The sequence below is a fragment of the Kitasatospora sp. NPDC056800 genome (genome assembly GCF_042789775.1).
GTDB lineage: Bacteria > Actinomycetota > Actinomycetes > Streptomycetales > Streptomycetaceae > Kitasatospora.
Window position 1 is genome coordinate 1 of sequence record NZ_JBHUAL010000059.1, and the last position, 21,123, is coordinate 21,123.

The 21,123-nt window shown below is 77.4% G+C and carries 2 protein-coding genes; both read left to right on the forward strand.

Annotation, left to right across the window (positions count from 1 at the left end):
* The first annotated feature begins 55 nt into the window (after positions 1-55).
* Positions 56-9,523 (forward strand): type I polyketide synthase, encoded by a 9,468-nt coding sequence (locus tag ACFRQN_RS15795; RefSeq protein ID WP_380740871.1) that lies wholly within the window; start codon positions 56-58, stop codon positions 9,521-9,523.
* Between the two features lie 29 nt (positions 9,524-9,552).
* Complete coding sequence (locus tag ACFRQN_RS15800; RefSeq protein ID WP_380740872.1) at positions 9,553-21,069, forward strand: SDR family NAD(P)-dependent oxidoreductase; 11,517 nt, start codon at positions 9,553-9,555, stop codon at positions 21,067-21,069.
* Positions 21,070-21,123 lie beyond the last annotated feature (54 nt).

Below are 21,123 nucleotides of genomic sequence, written 5' to 3' on the forward strand. Positions count from 1 at the left end.
GCGCGGATCACCGCCCCCCTAGCCCCGACCTGAGCTTGATGTACGGAGATTTGTGATGAACGCAGCACCCCAGGAAGTCGTCGCGGCACTCCGGGATTCCCTCAAGGAGATCCAGCGGCTGCGCCGGGAGAACCGGCAGCTGGTGGACGCCGGCCGCGAGCCGATCGCGATCGTCGGCATGGCCTGCCGTTACCCGGGCGAGGTGACCTCGCCCGAGGAGCTGTGGCAGCTGGTCGACGGGGGTGTGGACGCGATCTCCGGCTTCCCGGTCAACCGGGGCTGGGACGTCGAGGCGCTGTACGACCCCGACCCGGAGACGCCGGGCACCAGCTACGTCCGCGAGGGCGGCTTCCTGCACCGGGCCGACGAGTTCGACCCGGCGTTCTTCGGGATCAGCCCGCGTGAGGCGCTGGCCATGGACCCGCAGCAGCGGCTGCTGCTGGAGACCTCCTGGGAGGCCTTCGAGCGGGCCGGGATCGCGCCGACCTCGGTGCGCGGCAGCCGGGTCGGGGTGTTCGCCGGTATCGCCACCGCCGACTACGCGGCCCGCTTCCAGTCCGTCCCCGAGGAGGTGGAGGGCTACCTGGGCAACGGCAGCGCCGGCAGCGTGGCCTCCGGCCGGGTGGCGTACGCGCTGGGCCTGGAGGGCCCGGCCGTCACCGTGGACACCGCCTGCTCCTCCTCGCTGGTGGCGCTGCACCTGGCGAGCCAGGCCCTGCGCTCCGGCGAGTGCTCGCTGGCCCTGGCCGGCGGCGTCACGGTGCTCTCGACCCCGGCCGGCTTCGTGGAGTTCAGCCGCCAGCGCGGGCTGGCGCCGGACGGCCGCTGCAAGTCCTTCGCCGCCGCCGCGGACGGCACAGCCTGGGGCGAGGGCGTCGGCATGCTGCTGCTGGAGCGGCTCTCCGACGCCCGGCGCAACGGCCACCCGGTGCTGGCGCTGGTCCGCGGCTCGGGCATCAACCAGGACGGTGCGAGCAGCGGGCTGACCGCGCCGAACGGTCCCGCCCAGCAGCGGGTGATCCGGCAGGCGCTGGAGAGCGCCGGGCTGGCGGCCGGCGAGGTGGACGTGGTGGAGGCGCACGGCACCGGCACCACCCTCGGCGACCCGATCGAGGCCCAGGCGCTGCTCGCCGCCTACGGCCAGGACCGCGAACGGCCGCTGCTGCTGGGCTCGTTGAAGTCCAACATCGGCCACACCCAGGCCGCCGCCGGGGTCGGCGGCATCATCAAGATGGTCGAGGCGATGCGCCGGGGCACCGTCCCGCGCACCCTGCACGTGGACGAGCCGACGCCCGAGGTGGACTGGACGGCCGGGTCGGTCGAGCTGGTCACCGAGGCCCGGGACTGGCCGGAGACCGGCCGCCCGCGCCGGGCCGGGGTCTCCTCCTTCGGCGTCAGCGGCACCAACGCCCACGTCATCGTCGAGCAGGCGCCGGAGGCCCCGGCCGACCCGGAGGCCGAGGCGCCGGCCGGGACGGCGCCCGCACTCGCCCCGCACCTGCTGTCGGCGAAGACCGTCCCCGCGCTGCGGGAGCAGGCCGCCCGGCTGCGCGCCCGGCTGGACGCGGACCCCGGGCTGGACCTCACCGACCTGGCCTACTCGCTGGCCACCGGCCGCGCGCGGTTCGCCCACCGGGCCGCCGTGGTCGCCGCGGACCGCGCCGAACTCACCGCCGGGCTGGCCGCGGTGGCCGAGGGCGACGGGATCACCGCGACGACGACCGGCAAGACCGCGTTCCTGTTCACCGGCCAGGGCGCCCAACGCACCGGCATGGGCAGCGAGTTGTACGCGGCGTTCCCCGTGTTCGCGGCGGCGTTCGACGAGGTCTGCGCCGAGCTGGACCGCCACCTGGAGCGCCCGCTGCGCGAGGTGATCGCCGAGGGCGGCGAACCCCTGGACCGTACGGGCTGGACCCAGCCCGCGCTGTTCGCCGTCGAGGTGGCGCTCTACCGCCTGGTCGAATCCTGGGGCGTCCGGCCGCACTTCCTGGCCGGGCACTCGATCGGAGAGGTCGCGGCCTTCCATGTGGCCGGGGTGCTGTCTCTCCCGGACGCCGCCCGCCTCATCACCGCCCGTGCCCGTCTGATGGAGCACCTCCCCACCGGCGGCGCCATGGTGGCGCTCCGGGCCACCGAGGAGGAGGTCCTGCCCCTGCTCACCGAGCGGGTCTCGATCGCCGCCGTCAACGGCCCCCGCTCCCTGGTCATCGCCGGTGACGCCACCGAAGTCCGGGCCGTCGCCGCACAGTTCGACAAGGCCCGCGAACTGCGCGTCAGCCACGCCTTCCACTCCCCGCTCATGGAACCGATGCTCGACGAGTTCCGCGACGTCCTCACCGAGCTCACCTACCACGCCCCCGCCATCCCGATCGTCTCCACCCTCACCGGCGAACCCGCCACCACCGAGCAACTCACCGACCCCGACTACTGGATCCGCCACGCCCGCCACACCGTCCGCTTCCACGACGCCGTGGAGACGCTCCGGGCGAAGGGCGTCACCACCTTCCTGGAGCTCGGCCCCGACGCCGTGCTCACCGCCATGGGCCGGGACCACGGCGACGACGCCGACGAGGCCTTCGTGCCGGTGCTGCGGCGCGACCGGGCCGAGGTGCGGACCGCCGTGTCCGCCGTGGCGGCGCTGCACGGGCGCGGGGTGCGGGCCGACTGGGCGGCGTTCTTCGCCGGTTCCGGCGCGCGCCGGGTCGACCTGCCCACCTACGCCTTCCAGCGCCGCCGCTTCTGGCTGGACGCCGCGCCCGTCGCGGGCGCCGCCGACCCGGCGGACGCCTCCTTCTGGGCCGCCGTCGAGCAGCAGGACCTGGCCGCCCTCGGTTCGAGCCTCCGGCTGGCCGAGGAGGAGCAGCGCTCGCTGGGCGACCTGCTGCCCGCGCTCTCCTCCTGGCGGCGCGAGCGCCAGGACCGTTCGCTGCTGGACTCCTGGCGCTACCGCGTCGAGTGGCAGCGGCTCGCCGACCCGGCCGCCCCGCCCGGGCTCTCCGGCGACTGGCTGGCCGTCCTGCCGGCCGGCTGGACGGAGGAGGGCACCGGCGGCGCGCTGTCCGCGCTGCGGGCCCGCGGCGCGCGGGCGCTGACCGTCGCGGCGGCCGAGGGCGAGGACCGTGCCGGGCTGGCCGCCCGGCTGCGGGCCGCCGCCAAGGAGCGGCAGCCGGACGGCGTGCTCTCCCTGCTGGCCCTGGACGAGCGGGAGGCGCGGCCCGGGGTGCCGGCCGCGCTGCCCGACACCGTGCTGCTGCTGAACGCCCTGGACGAGGCCGGGCTGGACGCGCCGCTGTGGTGCGCGACCCGGGGCGCGGTGGCGGCCGGGACGGGCGACCGGGTCAGCCCCGCGCAGGCGCAGCTGTGGGGCCTGGGCCGGGTGGCGGCGCTGGAGTGCCCGGTGCGCTGGGGCGGCCTGGTCGATCTGCCGGAGGCGGTGGACGGGAAGGCGGCCGACCGGCTGGCCGCGGTGCTGGCGGGCGGGTCCGGCGAGGACCAGGCCGCCGTCCGGGCGGACGGGCTGTACGCGCGCCGCCTGGTCCGGGCGGCCGGTGGCGCGGCGGGCCGCGAGTGGCGGCCGCGCGGCACCGTGCTGGTGACCGGCGGTACCGGCGCGCTGGGGGCCCGGATCGGGCGCTGGCTGGCCGCGAACGGCGCGGAGCACGTGGTGCTGACCGGCCGTCGGGGCGGTGCGGCCGCCGGGGCCGCCGCGCTGGAGGCCGAGCTGTCCGCGCTGGGCGCCCGGGTCACGGTGGCGGCCTGCGACGTCGCGGACCGCGCGGCGCTGGCCGGGCTGCTGGACGGGCTCGGCCCGCTGAGCGCCGTGGTGCACGCGGCCGGCTCGGGGGCGATGGGGCCGCTGCGCGAGCTCGACGCGGACGCGCTGGCCGCGTCCGGCGCCGCCAAGGTGACCGGAGCGGCGCACCTGGACGAGCTGCTGGACGGGCAGGAACTGGACGCCTTCGTGCTGATGTCCTCCGTCGCCGGGGTCTGGGGCGGCGGCGGCCAGGCCGCGTACGGCGCGGCGAACGCGTTCCTGGACGCGCTGGCCGAGCAGCGCCGGGCGCGCGGCCTGACGGCCACCTCGGTGGCCTGGGGCCCGTGGGCCGGGGAGGGCATGTCGGCCGGTCAGGAGGGGCCGCTGCGGCGGATGGGCCTCGGCGCGCTGGCGCCGGACCTCGCGGTCGCGGCCCTGCGGCAGGCGCTGGACCTGGACGACACGGCCGTGACCGTGACCGAGGTCGACTGGTCGCGCTTCCACCCCGGTTTCACCGCCGTCCGGCCGAGCCCGCTGCTGGGCGCGCTGGCCGAGGTGCGGGAGTTGGAGCGCGCCGAGGAGCGGCCCGCGCCCGCCGACGACGCCGCCTCGGCGCTGCGCTCCGCCCTCGCGGGCCTGCCGGTCGCCGAGCGCTCCCGTTCCCTGGTGGAGCTGGTGAGCGGTCTGGCGGCGGAGGTCCTGGGCCACCCCACGGCCGACGGGATCGAGGTGGTCCGCCCGTTCCAGGAGCAGGGCTTCGACTCGCTGACGGCGGTGGAGCTGCGCGACCGGCTCGCCCGGTCGACCGGGGTGCGGCTGCCGAGCACCCTGCTGTTCGACCACCCGACCCCGGAGGCGGTGGCCGCCCGGCTGCTCGGCGAACTGCTCGGCGAGGACGGCTCGGCGGCCGCCCCCACCGCCGGCCCGGTGGACGCCGGGGAGCCGATCGCGATCATCGGGATGAGCTGCCGCTACCCCGGCGGGGTCGGCTCGCCCGAGGAACTGTGGCAGCTGGTCGCCCAGGGCCGGGACGCCGTCGGCGGCTTCCCCCAGGACCGCGGCTGGGACACCGCCGCGCTGTTCAGCGACGACCTCGAGCAGCCCGGCACCTGCTACGCCTCCGAGGGCGGGTTCCTGTACGACGCGGCCGGGTTCGACGCGGCGTTCTTCGGGATCAACCCGCGCGAGGCGCTGGCGACGGACCCGCAGCAGCGTCTGCTGCTGGAGACCTCCTGGGAGGCCTTCGAGCACGCGGGCGTGGACCCGGTGTCGGCGCGGGGCAGCCGGACGGGCGTCTTCACCGGCATCTCGTACCACGACTACGCGGCCCGCTTCAGCACCGTCCCGGAGGAGGTGGAGGGCTACCTGGGCAACGGCAGTTCGGCCAGCGTCGCCTCCGGCCGGATCGCCTACACCCTCGGCCTGGAGGGCCCGGCGGTGTCCGTGGACACGGCCTGCTCCTCCTCGCTGGTCGCCCTGCACCTGGCGGGCCAGGCGCTGCGCTCCGGCGAGTGCTCGCTGGCCCTGGCCGGCGGCGTCGCGGTGATGTCGACGCCGGGTTCGTTCATCGAGTTCAGCCGCCAGCGCGGGCTGGCGCCGGACGGGCGCTGCAAGGCGTTCGCCGAGGCGGCGGACGGCACCGGCTGGGGCGAGGGCGTCGGCATGCTGCTGCTGGAGCGGCTCTCCGACGCCCGGCGCAACGGCCACCCGGTGCTGGCGGTGCTGCGCGGCAGCGCCGTCAACCAGGACGGCGCCTCCAACGGGCTGACGGCCCCCAACGGCCCCTCCCAGGAGCGGGTGATCCGCCAGGCCCTCGACCGGGCCGGGCTGGCCGCCACCGAGGTCGACGTGGTGGAGGCGCACGGCACGGGCACGAAGCTGGGCGACCCGATCGAGGCGCAGGCGCTGCTGGCCACCTACGGCCAGGACCGTGAACGGCCGCTGCTGCTGGGCTCGTTGAAGTCCAATATCGGCCACACCCAGGCCGCGGCCGGGGTCGGCGGCGTGATCAAGATGGTCGAGGCGATGCGCCGGGGCACCGTCCCGCGCACCCTGCACGTGGACGCGCCGTCCTCGCAGGTGGACTGGTCGGCGGGCGCGGTGGAGCTGCTGACCGAGGAGCGGGAGTGGCCGGAGACCGGCCGCCCGCGCCGGGCCGGCGTCTCCTCCTTCGGCGTCAGCGGCACCAACGCCCACGTCATCCTCGAACAGGCCCCCGAGGAGCAGCCCGCCGATGAGGTGCCCGCCGAGGAGGCTCCCGCACCGGGCGCGCTCCCCTTCCTCCTCTCCGCCAAGACCGACCAGGCGCTGCGCGACCAGGCCCGCCGCCTGCGCGACCACCTGGACACCGAGGCCGCCTCGGCCGACCTCGGCCTCTCCCTCGCCGTCTCCCGCACACAGTTCGCCCACCGCGCGGCCCTGGTGGCCGCCGACCCGGACGGCCTGCGGGCCGGACTGGAGGCGCTCGCGGCCGGCGAAGCGGCGCCCGAGCTGGTGCGCGGCACGGCCTCCCCCGGCCGCACGGCCTTCCTCTTCACCGGCCAGGGCGCCCAACGCGTGGGCATGGGCAGCGAGTTGTACGCGGCGTACCCGGTGTTCGCGGCGGCGTTCGACGAGGTCTGCGCCGAGCTGGACCGCCACCTGGAGCGCCCGCTGCGCGAGGTGATCGCCGAGGGCGGCGAACTCCTGGACCGTACGGGCTGGACCCAGCCGGCGCTGTTCGCCGTCGAGGTCGCCCTCTACCGCCTGGTCGAATCCTGGGGCGTCCGGCCGCACTTCCTGGCCGGGCACTCCGTCGGCGAGCTGGCCGCAGCGCACGCGGCCGGGGTGCTGTCGCTGGCCGACGCCGCCACGCTGGTCGCCGCCCGAGGCCGGCTGATGGAGCGACTGCCCGTCGGCGGCGCGATGGTGGCCGTGGCGGCCGCCGAGGCCGAGGTGCTGCCGCTGCTCGGCGACGAGGTGGCCGTGGCCGTGGCCGCCGTCAACGGCCCGCGCGCCACCGTGCTGGCGGGCCCGGAGGAGGCCGTCCTGCGGATCGCCGGGCAGCTCGCCGACGCCGGGCACCGCACCCGGCGGCTGCGGGTCAGCCACGCCTTCCACTCCCCGCTGATGGACCCGATGCTGGCGGAGTTCCGCGAGGTCGCGGCGGCGCTGACGTACCACGAGCCGCGGATCCCGGTGGTCTCCGGCACCGGCCGCCCGGTGGCCGCCGAGGAGCTGTGCACGGCGGAGTACTGGGTCGGCCAGATCCGTGCCGCCGTCCGCTTCGACGACGTGTTCCGGCGGCTGGCCGCCGACGGGGTGAGCCGGTACCTGGAGCTGGGCCCGGACGGCGTGCTGACCGCGATGGGCCAGGACTGCCTGGCCGGGACGGCGCCCGAGGGCGGCTTCGCCCTGCTGCCCGCGCTGCGCCGGGACCGGCCGGAGGCCGCGGCCCTGGTCCGGGCGGTCGGCGCGCTGCACACGCTCGGCGCGGAGGTGGACTGGCCGGCCTTCTTCGCCGCGGCCGGAGCCGCCGCTTCCCGCCGTGTGGAGCTGCCCACCTACGCCTTCCAGCGCGAGCGGTTCTGGCTGGACGGCCCCGCGCCGGCGGCCGACCCGGTGGACACCGCCTTCTGGGCGGCCGTCGAGCAGCAGGACCTGGCCGCGCTCGGCGCGAGCCTCCGGCTGGCCGAGGAGGAGCAGCGCTCGCTGGGCGAGGTGCTGCCCGCGCTGTCCTCCTGGCGCCACCGCAAGCGGGACGGCTCCCGGCTCGACTCCTGGCGCTACCGGGCGGGTTGGCAGCGGCTCCCGGAGCCGGCGGCCGTCCTGCCGCGGGCCGACCGCCCGATGGGCACCTGGCTGGCCGTGCTGCCCGCCGGGGGCGCCCCGGCGGCCGTCGAGGGCGCCCTGGCGGCACTGGAACGGCACGGCGCGGACCTGCTGCGGGTGACCGTCGGCCCGGACGGCCTCGACCGGAGCACCCTGGCGGGCCCGCTCCGGCAGGCCCTGGACGGCACGGCCCCGACCGGGGTGCTCTCGCTGCTGGCCCTCGCGGACGGCGCCGACGAGCACACCGTCACCTCCGGCGCCGTGGCGCTGCTCCAGGCCCTCGGCGACCTCGCCCCGGATGCCCCGCTCTGGTGCGCGACCCGGGCCGGCGTGACGGTCGGCGGGCAGGTCGCGAGCCCGGCGCAGGCCGCGCTGTGGGGCCTGGGACGGGCCGCCGCGCTGGAGCACCCCGACCGCTGGGGCGGCCTGGTGGACCTGCCGGAGGAGTTCGACGGCCCGGCCGGGGACCGGCTGGCCGCGCTGCTGACGGGCGCGTCCGGCGAGGACCAGGTCGCGGTGCGGCCCGACGGCCTGTACGGGCGGCGGCTGCTGCCCGCGCCGTCGGCCCGGCGCGGCGACGCGCCCGGGTGGGACCCGGAGGGCACGGTGCTGATCACCGGCGGCACCGGCGCGCTCGGCGCCCGGCTGGCCCGCCACCTGGTCGCCGAGCAGGGCGTCCGCCACCTGCTGCTCACCAGCCGCAGCGGGCCCGGCGCCCCGGGCGCGGCCGACCTGACCGCCGAACTCCGCGCCCTCGGCGCCACCGTGACCGTCACGGCCTGCGACGCCGCCGACCGCGACCGGCTCGCCGCGCTCCTCGCGGACATCCCGGCCGAGCACCCGCTCACCGCGGTGGTGCACGCCGCCGGGGTGCTCGACGACGGCGTGATCGACGCGCTGACCCCGGAGCGGCTGGCGACCGTCCTGCGGGCCAAGGCCGCCTCGGCCCGCCACCTGCACGAGCTGACCCTGGACCTGGAGCCGGCGGCCTTCGTGCTGTTCTCCTCCTTCAGCGGCACGCTCGGCGCCCCCGGGCAGGCCAACTACGCCGCCGCCAACGCCTACCTGGACGCCCTGGCCGAGCGGCGCGCGGCCCTCGGCCTGCCCGCCACCGCGGTGGCCTGGGGGCCGTGGGACGAGGGCGGCATGGCCGCCGGGGGCGAGGTGCTGGAGCGCGCCCGGCGCACCGGGGTGACCCCGCTGGCGCCGGAGTCGGGGCTGGCCGCCCTGGACGCCGCGCTGGCCCAGGGCGACACCGCGGTCGCCGTGGTGGACGTGGACTGGTCCCGGTTCGCGCCGGGGTTCGTCGCGGCCAGGCCCAGCCGGCTGCTCGCCGAGCTCCCGGCCGTCCGGGCACTGGCCCCGGAGCGGGACGGCCCGGCCGCCGCGGCCGAGGACGGGAACGCGCTGGCGGCCAGGCTGGCCGGCGTCTCCGGGGCGGAGCGCGAACGCGTCCTGCTGGAGCTGGTCCGCCGGCTCACCGCGGAGGTGCTCGGGCACCGCGGGCCGGAGGCGGTGGAGCCCCGGAAGGGGTTCCTGGAGCTGGGGTTCGACTCGCTGACGGCGGTCGAGCTGCGCAACCGCCTGGGCGGCGCCACCGGCCTCCCGCTGCCCGCCACGCTGCTCTTCGACCACCCGGACCCGGTGGCGCTGGCCGCCCTGCTGGCGGGCCGGCTGGCCCCGGTGGAGGACACCGCCGGGGAACCGGACGTGTTCGCCGGGCTGGACGCGCTGGAGGCGGCGCTCACGGACGCCGGGCTGGACGACGAGGACGGCCGCCGGGTCACCGTCAGGCTGGAGACCCTGCTGGCCAAGTGGCGCGAGTTCAGGGGTGCAGGGGTGGCGGTCAGGGGTGTCCCGGCCCCGGGTGCGGCTGCCACTGTCGAGGCGGACCTCGAACTGCAAGCCGCATCGGTGGATGAGGTGCTCTCCCTGATAGATGCGGAATTCGGCCTCTGAGCGGACAACCGCTGCCTGGAAGGTGTGCAATGCCGACGGATGACAAGGTCGTCGATTACCTCAAGAAGGTGACCGCAGACCTGCGGCGGACGCGTCAGCGGGTCCGCGAGCTGGAGGCCGCGGAGCACGAGCCGATCGCGATCGTCGCGATGAGCTGCCGCTTCCCCGGCGACGTCGGGACACCCGAGGAGCTGTGGCGGCTGCTCGCCGACGGCCGTGACGCGGTCGGCGGGTTCCCCGCCGACCGCGGCTGGGACACCGACCGGCTGCTCGGCGGCAACGCCGACGGCACCGGCGCCTCGTACGTCCGCGAGGGCGCGTTCCTGTACGGGGCCTCGCGGTTCGACGCGGGGTTCTTCGGGATCAGCCCGCGCGAGGCGCTGGTCATGGACCCGCAGCAGCGGCTGCTGCTGGAGACCTCCTGGGAGGCCTTCGAGCGGGCCGGCATCGACCCGCGGTCGCTGCGCGGCAGCCGGACCGGCGTCTTCGCCGGCACCAACGGGCAGGACTACGCGGCGCTGGTGACCAGGGCGCCGGAGGCGGCCGAGGGGTACCTGGCGACCGGCATCGGCGCCAGCGTGGTCTCCGGCCGCATCTCCTACACCTTCGGCCTCGAGGGCCCGGCGGTCACCGTGGACACCGCCTGCTCCGCCTCGCTGGTCTCCCTCCACCTCGCCGTCCAGGCGCTCCGCCAGGGCGAGTGCTCGCTCGCCCTGGCGGGCGGGGTCACGGTGATGTCGACCCCGCTGTCCTTCGTGGAGTTCTCCAAGCAGCGCGGGCTCGCCTCGGACGGGCGCTGCAAGGCGTTCGCCGAGGCCGCGGACGGCACCGGCTGGGGCGAGGGCGCCGGCATGCTGCTGCTGGAGCGGCTCTCCGACGCCCGCCGCAACGGGCACCCGGTGCTCGCGGTGGTCCGCGGCAGCGCCGTCAACCAGGACGGCGCGTCCAGCGGTCTGACCGCCCCCAACGGCCCCTCCCAGCAGCGGGTCGTCCGCCAGGCCCTGGAGAACGCCCGGCTCTCCACCACCGACGTGGACGCCGTCGAGGCGCACGGCACCGGCACCCGGCTCGGCGACCCGATCGAGGCCCAGGCGCTGCTGGCCACCTACGGGCAGGACCGCGAACGGCCGCTGCTGCTCGGCTCGGTGAAGTCCAACATCGGCCACACCCAGGCCGCCGCCGGCGTGGCCGGCGTGATGAAGATGGTGCTGGCCATGCGGCACGGTCTGCTGCCGCGGACCCTGCACGTGGACGCGCCGTCCTCGCAGGTGGACTGGACGGCCGGGTCGGTGGAGCTGCTCACCGAGGCCCGGGAGTGGCCGGAGACCGGCCGCCCGCGCCGGGCCGGCGTCTCCTCCTTCGGCGTCAGCGGCACCAACGCCCACGTCATCCTCGAACAGGCCCCCGAGGAGCAGCCCGCGCCGGCCGCACCGACCGGGCACGGCGCCCTGCCCTTCCTCCTCTCCGCCAAGACCGACCAGGCGCTGCGCGACCAGGCCCGCCGCCTGCGCGACCACCTGGACACCGAGGCAGCCTCGGCCGACCTCGGCCTCTCCCTCGCCGTCTCCCGCACACAGTTCGCCCACCGCGCGGCCGTGGTCGCCGCGGACGGCGCCGAACTCGCCGCCGCCCTGGAGGCGTTCGCGGCCGGCGAGGAGCCCGCCCGACTGGTCTCCGGCACGGCCGACGTGACCGGCAAGACCGTCTTCGTCTTCCCCGGCCAGGGCTCGCAGTGGGTCGGGATGGCCGTCGAACTCCTCGACAGCGAGCCGGTGTTCGCCGCCCGGATCACCGAATGCGCCGACGCCCTCGCCGAGTTCACCGACTGGAAGCTCCTCGACGTCCTGCGCGGCGCCGAGGGCGCCCCCGGCTACGACCGGGTGGACGTCGTCCAGCCCGCCCTCTGGGCCGTCATGGTCTCCCTCGCCACCCTCTGGCAGGCGTACGGCGTCCAGCCCGACGCCGTCATCGGCCACTCCCAGGGCGAGATCGCCGCCGCCACCGTCGCCGGCGCCCTCACCCTCCAGGACGGCGCACGCGTCGTCGCCCTGCGCTCCCAGGCCATCACCGCCATCGCCGGAAACGGCGGCATGGTCTCCGTCGCCCAGCCCGCCGGGGAGCTCGACCTCACCCCCTGGCAGGACCGGATCTCCGTCGCCGCCGTCAACGGCCCCTCGTCCACGGTCGTGGCCGGGGACGCCGACGCCCTGGACGAGCTCCAGGCCGCCCTCGACGCCCGGGGCGTCCACGCCCGCCGCGTCCCCGTCGACTACGCCTCCCACTCCGCCCACGTCGAGCGGATCCAGGACGAGCTGCTCACCCTGCTCGCCCCGGTCGCCCCCCGGACCTCCGAGGTGCCGTTCTACTCGACCGTGGACGACGCCTGGCTGGGCACCGTCCGGCTGGACGCCGCGTACTGGTACCGCAACCTGCGCCGGACCGTCCGGCTGGAGGAGGCCGTCCGCGCCCTCGCCGCCGACGGCCACGCCTTCTTCGTCGAGGTCAGCCCGCACCCGGTGCTCGCCTCCGCCGTGCAGGACACCCTGGACGCCGCCGAGGCCACCGCCGTCGCGGCCGGCACCCTGCGCCGCGACCACGGCGGCCCCGCCCGGTTCCGTTCGGCGCTCGCCGCCCTGCACGTCCGGGGGCGCACGGTCGACTGGCCGGCCGTCTTCCCCGGCGCGCGGCGGACCGACCTGCCCACCTACCCCTTCCAGCACGAGCGGTACTGGCTGGAGGCCACCGCCTCCAACGGGGACGCCGTCGACCTCGGCCTCGGCTCCGCCGACCACCCGCTGCTCGGCGCCTCGCTCACCCTCGCCGACGACGACGGCCTGCTGCTCACCGGCCGGCTCTCGCTGCGCACCCACCCCTGGCTGGCCGACCACGCCGTGCTCGGCTCGGTCCTGCTGCCGGGCACCGCCTTCCTCGACCTGCTCGTCCACGCGGGCGACCAGGCCGGCTGCGACCGGGTCGACGAACTCGCCCTGGAGAGCCCGCTGGTGCTCCCGGAGACCGGCGGGATCGCCCTCCAGGTGCGGGTCGGCCCGGCCGACGAGAGCGGCCGGCGCGAGGTCACCGTCCACTCCCTCCGGGAGGACGCGCCGCTGGACGCGCCCTGGGTCCGGCACGCCAGCGGCTGGCTCGCCCAGGCCGCCGCACCGGCCGCCGCCGAGGACCTGACGGCCTGGCCCCCGGCCGGCGCCACCGCCGTCGACCTGGACGGCTACTACGAGCGGCTGGCCGCGGGCGGTCTCGGCTACGGCCCGGCCTTCCGCGGTCTGCGGGCCGCCTGGCTGGACGGCGACGACATCTACGCCGAGGTCCGGCTGCCCGAGGAGCAGCGCTCCCGGGCCGAGCGCTTCGGGCTGCACCCGGCGCTGCTGGACGCCGCCCTGCACGCGCTGGGCTGCGCCGTGGACGGCGGCGAGGGCCTGAACCTGCTGCCGTTCGCCTGGAGCGGGGTGACCCTGCACGCCTCCGGCGCGGCCGAGCTGCGCGTGCGGCTCAGCCGCACCGGCCGGGACAGCGTCTCGCTGCTGGTCGCCGACCGGTCCGGCGCCCCGGTGGCCACCGCCGACTCCTTCGTGCTGCGCCCGATCGGCGCCGTCGGCACGGCCGCCCGGCCCGCCACCCCCGACTCGCTGTTCCGGATCGACTGGACCGCCGTCCCGCTGCCCGAGGACACCGTCGAGCCGTACCGGACCGACGGCCTGGACGCGCTGCCCGCCGAGGTGCCGGCCACCGTCCTGGTGCCGGTCGACGCACCGGCCGACGGCGGCACCGCCGAGCAGGCCCGCGCCGTCACCCACCGGGTGCTGGAGCTGCTCCAGGCCTGGCTGGCCGAGGACCGCTTCGCGGGGTCCCGGCTGGTCCTGGCCACCAGCGGCGCGGTCGCCGCCCACCCCGGCGAGGCCGTCACCGCCCTGGCCTGCGCCCCGCTGTGGGGCCTGGTCCGCTCCGCGCAGTCCGAGAACCCGGACCGGATCGTCCTGGTCGACCTGGACGGCACCGCCGCCTCGGCCGCCGCGCTGCCCGCCGCCCTCGCCACCGGAGAGCCCCAACTCGCCCTGCGCGAGGGCACGGTGCTGGCCGCGCGGCTGGCCCGCGCGGCCACCTCCGGCGCGCTCACCCCGCCCGCCGGCGAGCCCTGGCGGCTGGACACCACCGGGCGCGGCACCCTGGACAACCTCGTCCTGACCGCCTGCCCGGACACCCTGGAGCCGCTCGCCCCCGGCCACGTCCGGGTCGCCCTGCGGGCCGGCGGCCTCAACTTCCGCGACGTGCTCAACGCGCTCGGCATGTACCCCGGCCAGGCCGGCCTGCTCGGCAACGAGGGCGCCGGCGTCGTCCTGGAGGTCGCCGGGGACGTCACCGCACTCGCCCCCGGCGACCGGGTGATGGGCATGTTCGCCGGCTCCTTCGGCACCACCGCCGTCACCGACCACCGGCTGCTGGTCCGGATCCCCCGGGGCTGGGACTTCACCGAGGCCGCGTCCACCCCGATCGTCTTCCTCACCGCCTACTACGCGCTGAAGGACCTGGCCGGGCTGCGCCCCGGCGAGTCCGTCCTGGTGCACGCCGCCGCCGGCGGCGTGGGCATGGCCGCCGTCCAGCTCGCCCGCCACCTGGGCGCCGAGGTGTACGGCACGGCCAGCGCCGGCAAGTGGGACGCGCTGCGGCCGCTCGGCCTGGACGACGCCCACCTGGCCGGCTCCCGCACGCTGGACTTCGGCCGCGAGTTCCTGGCGGCCACCGGCGGCCGCGGCGTGGACGTCGTGCTCAACGCCCTGGCCGGGGAGTTCGTCGACACCTCGCTCGGCCTGCTGCCCCGCGGCGGCCGGTTCGTCGAGATGGGCAAGACCGACATCCGGGACGCCGAGGAGGTCGCCGCCTGGCACCCCGGCGTCGCCTACCGCGCCTTCGAGCTGTTCGAGGCCGGCCCGGAGCGGATCGCCGCGATGCTCGCCGAGCTGGTCGACCTGTTCGAGGCCGGCGTGCTGCGGCCGCTGCCGATCACCACCTGGGACGTCCGCCGCTCGGTCGACGCCTTCCGGTACGTCAGCCAGGCCCGGCACACCGGCAAGGTCGTGCTGACCGTGCCGCCCGCCCCCGACCCGGACGGCACCCTGCTGATCACCGGCGGCACCGGCACCCTCGGCTCCCTGCTCGCCCGCCACCTGGTCACCGAGCACGGCGTCCGCCACCTGCTGCTCACCAGCCGGACCGGCGCCGAGGCCCCCGGCGCCGCCGAGCTCACCGCCGAACTCACCGCCCTCGGCGCCACCGTGACCGTCGCCGCCTGCGACGCCGCCGACCGCGACCGGCTCGCCGCCGTCCTCGCGGACATCCCCGCCGCGCACCCGCTCACCGGCGTGGTGCACACCGCCGGGGTGCTCGACGACGGCGTGATCGGCTCGCTCACCCCGGAGCGGATCGACGCGGTGCTGCGGCCCAAGGTCGACGGCGCGCTCAACCTGCACGAGCTGACGCTCGACCGGGACCTGGCCTGCTTCGTCCTGTTCTCCTCCGCCGCCGGTGTGCTCGGCGGCGCGGGCCAGGGCGGCTACGCCGCCGCCAACACCTTCCTGGACGCCCTCGCCCAGCACCGCCGGGCCTGCGGCCTGGCCGGCTCCGCGCTCGCCTGGGGCCTGTGGGAGCAGCGCAGCAGCATGACCGGGCACCTGGACGCCCGGGACGTCGAGCGGATGAGCGAGGGCGGCATGACCCCGCTCGGCTCGGAGCTCGGCATGGCCCTGTACGACGCGGCCGCCCTGCTGGACGAGCCGCTGCTGCTGCCCGCCGACCTCGACCTGTCCGCCCGGCGCGGCCGGGGCCCCGTCCCGGCGCTGCTGCGCGGCCTGCTCCGGGCCCCGGCCCGGCGCAAGGCCGAGGCGGTGTCCGGGCCGAGCGGCTCGGCGCTGACCCGCAGGCTGGCCGCCCTCCCCGAGGCGGACCGTACGGAGCTGCTGCTGGACCTGGTCCGCGGCCACGCGGCCTCGGTGCTCGGGCACGGCTCGGCGGAGGCCATCGACGCGGACCGCGCGTTCAAGGACCTCGGCTTCGACTCGCTGACGGCGGTGGAGCTGCGCAACCGGCTCGGCACCGCGACCGGACTGCGCCTGCCCGCCACCCTGGTCTTCGACCACCCGAGCCCGACCGCGCTCGGCCGCCACCTGCGCGCCCGGCTGCTCGACGAGCAGGCCCCGGCGACCGCGGGACCGGCCGCGGCCACCGGTGCGACGGCCCGGGACGGCGACCAGGACACCATCGCGATCGTCGCGATGGGCTGCCGCTACCCCGGCGGGGTCGGCTCGCCCGAGGACCTGTGGCGGCTGCTGCGGGCCGGCGGCGACGCCCTGACCGGCTTCCCGGCCGACCGCGGCTGGGAGCCCGGCGGCCAGGGCGGGTTCCTGCACGACGCGGCCGAGTTCGACGCGGCCTTCTTCGGGATCAGCCCGCGCGAGGCGCTCGCCATGGACCCGCAGCAGCGGCTGCTGCTGGAGACCTCCTGGGAGGCCGTCGAGCGGTCCGGCATCGACCCGCTCACCCTGCGCGGCAGCCGGACCGGCGTGTTCACCGGCACCAGCGGCCAGGACTACGCCTCGCGGCTGCGCCGCGTCCCCGGCGAGGTCGAGGGCTACCTGGGCAACGGCAGCGCGGCCAGCGTGATCTCCGGCCGGGTGGCGTACACCTTCGGGCTCGAAGGCCCGGCGATCACCGTGGACACCGCCTGCTCCTCCTCGCTGGTGGCGCTGCACCTGGCGGCGGCCGCGCTGCGCCGCGGCGAGTGCGACCTGGCGCTGGCCGGCGGTGTGGCCGTGATGTCGACGCCCGGCCTGTTCGCCGAGTTCGACCGCCAGGGCGGCATGTCGGCGGACGGCCGCTGCAAGGCCTTCGCCGCCTCCGCCGACGGTACGGGCTTCGCCGAGGGCGTCGGCGTGCTGCTGGTCGAGCGGCTGTCGGACGCCCGCCGCAACGGGCACCCGGTGCTGGCGGTCGTCCGGGCCACCGCGATCAACCAGGACGGCGCCTCCAACGGGCTCACCGCGCCCAACGGCCCGGCCCAGGAGCGGGTGATCCGCGAGGCGCTGGCCGCCGCCGGCCTGGCCACCTCCGACGTGGACGCCGTGGAGGCGCACGGCACCGGCACCCGGCTCGGCGACCCGATCGAGGCCAACGCCCTGCTCGCCACCTACGGCCAGGGCCGCGAACTGCCGCTCCAGCTGGGCTCGTTGAAGTCCAACATCGGGCACTCCCAGGCCGCGGCCGGGGTCGGCGGCATCATCAAGATGGTGCTGGCGATGCACCACGGGGTGCTCCCCCGCACCCTGCACGTGGACGAGCCCACCCCGCACGTCGACTGGACGGCCGGATCGGTCGAGCTGCTCACCGATGAGCGGGAGTGGCCGGAGACCGGCCGCCCGCGCCGGGCCGGCGTCTCCTCCTTCGGGATCAGCGGCACCAACGCCCACGTCATCGTCGAGCAGGCCCCCGAGGAGCAGCCCCCGCCGGCCGCGCCGACCGGGCACGGCGCCCTGCCGTTCCTCCTCTCGGCCCGCTCCGAGCAGGCGCTTTCCGCCCAGGCCGAGCGGCTGGCCGCCTTCCTGGCCGAGCGCCCGGAGGCCGTCCTGCCGGACCTCGCCCACTCGCTGACCGCCGCCCGGGCGGCGCTGCCGCACCGCGGCGCGGTGGTCGCCCGGGACCGCGAGGGCCTGCTGGACGGCCTGGCGGCCCTGGCCGCCGGCCGCGGCCCGCGCGGCACCGCCGCGACCGGGAAGACCGCCTTCCTCTTCACCGGCCAGGGCGCCCAACGCCCAGGCATGGGCCGGGAGTTGTACGACACCTACCCGGAGTTCGCGGACGCCTTCGACGCCGTCTGCGCCGAGCTGGACCGGCACCTGGAGCGGCCGCTGCGCGAGGTGGTGTTCCAGCAGGGCGAGCTGCTCGACCGGACCGGCTGGACCCAGCCCGCCCTGTTCGCCGTCGAGGTCGCCCTCTACCGCCTGGTCGAATCCTTCGGCGCGCGGCCGGACTTCGTCACCGGCCACTCGGTCGGCGAACTGGCCGCGGCCCACGTCGCCGGGGTGCTGTCGCTGGCCGACGCGGCCGCGCTGGTCGCCGCCCGCGGCCGGCTGATGGAGCAACTGCCCTCCGGCGGTGCGATGGTGGCGGTCCGCGCCACCGAGGAGGAGGTCCGGCCGCTGCTCACCGGGCAGGTCTCGCTGGCCGCCGTCAACGGCCCCGAGGCCGTGGTGATCGCCGGGCCGGAGGAGCCGGTGCTGGCCGTCGCCGCCGCGCTCGCCGAGCGCGGGCGCAGCACCCGGCGGCTGCGGGTCAGCCACGCCTTCCACTCCCCGCTGATGGACCCGATGCTGGCGGAGTTCCGCGCCGTCGCCGAGTCGCTGACCTACCACCAGCCGCGGATCCCGCTGCCGGCCGAGGCCACCGACCCCGAGTACTGGGTGCGGCACGTCCGCGAGGCCGTCCGCTTCCACGACACGCTGCTCGCGCTCGCCGAGCGGGGCGTCACCACCTTCCTGGAGCTGGGCCCGGACGCGGTGCTCACCGCGGCCGGCCGGGAGAGCCTGCCCGGCTCCGGGTTCGCGCTGATCGCCGCCCAGCGCCGGGACCGGCCCGAGGAGCAGTCCCTGGTCGAGGCGCTGGCCGCGCTGCGGCTTCGCGGCGCCGCGGTCGACTGGTCGCGGCTGCTGCCCGGCGCCCGCCGGACCGAGCTGCCCACGTACGCCTTCCAGCGCGAGCGGTACTGGCTGGAGGACGACGGGGGCCCGGTCGGCCTGGCCGGGGCCGGACTCGGCTCGCCCGAGCACCCGATGCTCGGCGCGATGGCCGAACTGGCCGACGGCACGGGCTTCCTGTTCACCGGTTCGCTCTCCGAGCGGACCCACCCGTGGATCGCCGAGCACGGGGTGATGGGCCGCACCGTCGTCCCCGGCGTCGCCTATGCCGAGCTGGCCCTGCACGCCGCCGAGCAGGTGGGCTGCGACCGGGTCGAGGAGATCACCCACCTCGCGCCGCTGGTCCTGCCGCGCACCGGCAGCGTGCTGCTCCAGCTGCGGGTCGGCCCGGCCGACGCCGCGGGCCGGCGCCCGCTGGCCGTGCACTCGCGGCCGGAGGACGCCCCCGAGGGCGAGTGGACCCACCACGCCGACGCGGTGCTCGGCAGCGGCGCCGGCGCCCCGGACTTCGACCTCCGGGCCTGGCCGCCGGCCGGCGCGGAGCAGGTCGACCTGACCGGCTTCTACCGGCGGGCCACCGACACCGGCTTCGCCTACGGGCCGCTGTTCGCCGGTCTGACGGCGCTCTGGCGGCGCGGGGACGAGGTCTTCGCCGAGGTCGCGCTGCCCGAGGAGGGCCGTACGGCGGCCGCCCGGTTCGGCATCCACCCCGGCATGTTCGACGCGGTGCTCCAGGCGATGGCCGCCTCCACCCTGCTGGAGCGGATCTCCACCGACGAGGCCCCGCACGGCCGGCTGCCCTTCGCCTGGACGGGCGTCGAGCTGTACGCCTCCGGCGCCGCCGCCGTCCGGGCCCGGCTCACCCCGGCCCGCACCGGCGGGGTGGCCTTCGCCATCGCCGACGCCACCGGCGCGCCGGTGGCGTCGGTGGAGTCCCTGGTGATGCGCCCGGTCTCGCCGGAGGCGATCACCGGGGCCGGTACGGGCAGCCGGGACGCGCTCTACCGGGTCGAGCCGGCCGAGCTGCGGCTCCCGGCGGCCCCGGCCACGGCCGACTGGGCGGTACTCGGCGAGCCGGCCTTCGGCCTGCCGGGCCGGCCGGACCTGGCCGCCTTCGACGCGGCCGCCCCGCACACCGTCCTGGTGCCCTGGACGGCCGGGGGCGAGGGCCCGCTCGCCGAGCGGGTGCACGCCGCCACCGGCCGGGCGCTGACCCTCCTCCAGGAGTGGCTCGCCGACCAGCGGTTCGCCGACTCCCGGCTGGTGTTCGTCACCCGGCACGCGGCCGGGGCCGACCTCCGGGACCTCGCGCACGCCCCGCTCTGGGGCCTGGTCCGCTCGGCCCAGGCCGAGCACCCCGGCCGGTTCGTCCTGGTCGACCTGGACGGGGACGAGGCCTCCGCCGCCGTCCTGCCCGCCGCGCTGGCCACCGACGAGCCCCAGCTGGTCGTCCGCCGGGGCACGGTCTCCGCGCCCCGGCTGGCCCGGGCCACCACCGCCGCCGGCGCCGACGCGACCGGCGACGCCACCGCCCCGGCCCTGCGCCCGGACGGCACGGTCCTGGTCACCGGAGCCACCGGTGCGCTCGGCCGGCTGGTCGCCCGCCACCTGGTCACCGCGCACGACGTCCGCCGCCTGCTGCTCACCAGCCGCGGCGGCCCCCGGGCCGAGGGCGCGGACGACCTCACCGCCGAACTCACCGCGCTCGGCGCCGAGGTCACCCTCGCCGCCTGCGACGCTGCCGACCGGACGGCCCTGGCGGCGCTGCTCTCCGCGCACGACGTCACCGCCGTGGTGCACACCGCCGGGGTGCTCGACGACGGCGTGCTCGACGCGCTCACCCCCGAGCGGGTCGCCGCCGTCCTGCGCCCCAAGGTCGACGGCGCGGTCAACCTGCACGAGCTGACGGCCGGCCGGGACCTGGACGCCTTCGTCCTGTTCTCCTCCGTCGCCGGGGTGCTCGGCGCCGCCGGACAGGCCGGCTACGCCGCCGCCAACACCTTCCTGGACGCGCTCGCCCGCAGCCGCCGCGCCGAGGGCCTGCCGGGCACCGCGATCGCCTGGGGCCCGTGGCTGCTCGACGACCCGGCGCACGCCGGCATGGCGGGCGGGCTCGGCAGGGCCGACCTCGGCCGGCTGGCCCGCGGCGGGATGGCGCCGCTCCAGGCGGAGCAGGGCCTGGAGCTGTTCGACGCCGCCCGGACCGGCGCCGACCCGCTGGCCGTCGCGGTCCGGCTGAACCCGGCCGCCTTCCGGGGCGGCGAGGTGCCGCCGATGCTGCGCGGCCTGGTCCGCGCCACCGGCCGGCGGGCCGCCGAGACCGGCGCCGGCCAGGACCCGGCCCGCCGGATCGCCGGCCTCACCGGGGAGCACCGGACCCGGGCCCTGCTCGACCTGGTGCGCACCCAGGTGGCCGACGTGCTCGGACACGCCTCGGCGGAGTCCGTACAGGCCACCCGGGCGTTCAAGGAGATCGGCTTCGACTCGCTGACCGCCGTGGAGCTGCGCAGCCGGCTGCACGAGGCGACCGGGCTGCGGCTGCCGGCCACCCTGGTGTTCGACTACCCGACCCCGGCCGCGCTGGCCGGCTTCCTCGACGGGCGGCTGCCCCGGGAGGGAGCACCGCGGGAGGAGCCCGTCCTCGCCGAGCTGGACCGGCTGGAGGCCGCCCTGGAGCGGCGGCTGGCGGACGGCCACGCGCTCGACGGCCTGTCGCCGCGCCTGCGGGCCCTGCTCGACCGCCTGGACGGCCCGGACGCCTCCGCGGCCGGCCTGGCCGGGGACGACAGCGACCTCGACGCCGCCTCCGACGACGAGCTCTTCGCCCTCGTCGACTCCCTGGACTGATCCAGGAACCCCCCGCGGCGGCCGGGGCGCCCCCCCCCCCCGGGCCCCCCCCCC

Bases quoted from the DNA above. Each gene is read 5' to 3' on its own strand.
- ACFRQN_RS15795 (WP_380740871.1), top strand. From the start codon at position 56: ATGAACGCAGCACCCCAGGAAGTCGTCGCGGCACTCCGGGATTCCCTC.
- ACFRQN_RS15800 (WP_380740872.1), top strand. From the start codon at position 9,553: ATGCCGACGGATGACAAGGTCGTCGATTACCTCAAGAAGGTGACCGCA.